Annotated in this window: 2 protein-coding genes and 1 pseudogene; 1 reads left to right on the top strand and 2 read right to left on the bottom strand. The window is 66.0% G+C overall.

Annotated elements, in window-relative coordinates; translation table 11 throughout:
• Both VK519_RS01405 and VK519_RS01400 read right to left on the bottom strand, forming a co-directional pair.
• Nucleotides 1-435 (bottom strand): annotated as a pseudogene (locus VK519_RS01405) (Lnb N-terminal periplasmic domain-containing protein); the annotation flags it as partial.
• A gap of 171 nt (nt 436-606) precedes the next feature.
• Nucleotides 607-978 carry a hypothetical protein gene (locus VK519_RS01400; protein WP_324346946.1) on the bottom strand — a complete coding sequence of 124 codons (372 nt, stop codon included), beginning with the start codon at nt 976-978 and terminating at the stop codon, nt 607-609.
• 248 nt (nt 979-1,226) lie between these two features.
• On the opposite strand from VK519_RS01400, the gene VK519_RS01395 reads away from it, so the two are divergent.
• Nucleotides 1,227-2,279, top strand: a 1,053-nt coding sequence (locus VK519_RS01395) for a M1 family metallopeptidase (protein ID WP_324346944.1), incomplete at its 3' end; no start/stop codon positions are given.

The following is a 2,279-nucleotide window of genomic DNA, read 5'->3' as shown; positions in this document are numbered from 1 at the left end:
ATAGGAAACAATGGCGTCCGCGCGTCGCAGGTGCGACAGGTCGTAGGACGGATTGGCCCAGCGCACTTGATAGGTATCTTCCGAAGTCCAGCGGAAGTCGCGAACATTGGCAAGCTGCGCCATGTCGCCATCGATGCGGCCAGTGAGCGTGCGGGCGACGTCGTCGGCCCAGTCGCGGTCGTTCGACGGGGCAATGCGCCACCACCAGGCCAGCAGCGAGATGAGCACCAGCCCCCAGGCGAGCAGGGGCCATGCGCTGCCGAAAAGGACGATGGCAGCGGCGCACGCCACGGCAGCTGCCAGGTAGGCGCCCAGCACCAGCCTCGGACCGTGGTACCACAGCGCCATGGCGCCCCAGGCACCGGAGACGAAGACGATGGCGGCAACGAGCGACGCCGCCAGCAACTCCATGCCTGCGCGGTAGGCGCCCGTCATCGACTTCGAAGGCCCATGGTCATGTGCGCCAGTGTAATGGCGCGATGAAAGTCAGCAACGCAGCAGCGCGACCAGCTCGTTGCCTTCCTCAGGCGTAATCGACTCCGCTTCCACCCGCAGGCGCATGTCCGAACCGGTGCTGGTATTCCGCACCCGCCCGCTGCGCGAGGCCTACAGCAGGTCTCGTGCCATGGCGGTGGCAGGTGGCGGGAAGCCGGCTCCGCCCAGGCAGCCCAGCGCGCAAAGCGCCAGCAGCACGGTCCAGGCAACCAGCCAGGCCACGCGAAAACGGGCCTTCACCGCCACGGCTGCCAGTCCGCCGATGAGCGCGCCCAGCATCGACGGCGCCACGGCGATGCCGATGGCTGCAGCAATGTGCCCTTTCCAGGCAAAGTGCCCCAGGGCCAGGCCCGCGACCAGCAGCAGGCTGGCGGCTGCCAGCGTCCAGGCCGGGCCGACATCGCGCTTGGGATGGAAAACGAAGGGCGGCGCCTGGGGCAACGGCGGAGGTTCGACGCCACGGCCCACGGGAAGTGGCGGCACGTCCGCCATCGAAACCGGCATATGGCAGGCGGGACAAACCCGGGCCGATGAGGATACGTCGGCGCCGCAAGACTGGCAAAGCATGGACAACCCCTGCTACTTCCGGCCGCCACGCTACGCAGGCGCCGCCGCTTCGTCAAGGCGGTTAGGGCATGACTTCCGGCCGTGTCTGCGGGCCGAGGTGACAGCGCACTATCCGGCAGTCCGTCCGCGGCCACAGTTAAGCCTTTCCCCATCCAAGGAATTCCATGCGTCGTCTTATCGTTTCCGCCATCGCCCTGGCCCTGGCCGGCGTCGTGGCCAGTCCTGTCGTGCTGGCCGCGGATGCCGCGGCTCCCAGCGTCCAGGCCGTCACCGGCACGACGCAGCTGCCACGCAACGTTCGGCCGAGCCACTACGCCGTATCCATCACCCCGCATGCCGACAAGCTCGCTTTCGACGGCAAGGTGGCAGTGGACATCGACGTGCTCGAACCCACCCGCACGATCACGCTCAATGCGATCGACATGACCTTCGCCAGCGCCACGCTCACCCCCCGGGGCGGCAAGCCGTGGACAGCGAAGGTAAGTGTGGACGACAAGGCGCAGACGGCTACCTTCACCTTCGATAAACCGGTGCCCGCTGGCGCGTACACGCTGTCGACGACCTATGCCGGAAAGATCGGCACGCAGGCCAACGGCCTGTTTGCCATCGACTACGACACCAAGGCCGGCAAGAAGCGCGCGCTATATACCCAGTTCGAGAATTCCGACGCGCGGCGCTTCATCCCCTCGTGGGACGAACCGTCCTACAAGGCGACGTTCGACCTGGACGTCACCGTGCCCACGGGCCTGATGACGGTGAACAACATGCCGGCGGCAAGCTCGAAGGACCTGGGCAACGGCCTCACCCACGTGGTGTTCAAGACCTCGCCGAAGATGTCCACCTACCTGCTGTTCTTTGGCCTGGGGGATTTCGACCGCGCCACCACCATGAGCGGCGACACCGAAATCGGCGTGGTAGTGCAGAAGGGCCACGTGGCACAGGCACAGTTCGCGCTGGAATCGTCCAAGGCGGTGCTTGCCGAGTACAACGATTACTTTGGCGTGCCTTACCCGCTGCCCAAGCTCGACAACATCGGTTCGCCCGGCAGCAGCCAGTTCTTCGGCGCGATGGAAAACTGGGGTGCGATCTATACCTTCGAATACGCGCTGCTGCTCGATCCGAGCATTTCCACCCAGCGTGACCGCCAGGGCGTGTTCGGCATCGCCGCACACGAGATGGCCCACCAGTGGTTCGGTGACCTGGTGACCATGCGCTGG

Origin of the sequence: Pinirhizobacter sp. (assembly GCF_035317885.1) — a bacterium.
In the GTDB taxonomy this organism is placed as follows: Bacteria; Pseudomonadota; Gammaproteobacteria; order Xanthomonadales; family Rhodanobacteraceae; genus Pinirhizobacter.
The sequence above is the reverse complement of the archived record's forward strand: the minus strand, read 5'-3'. Positions and strand labels throughout refer to the sequence as shown.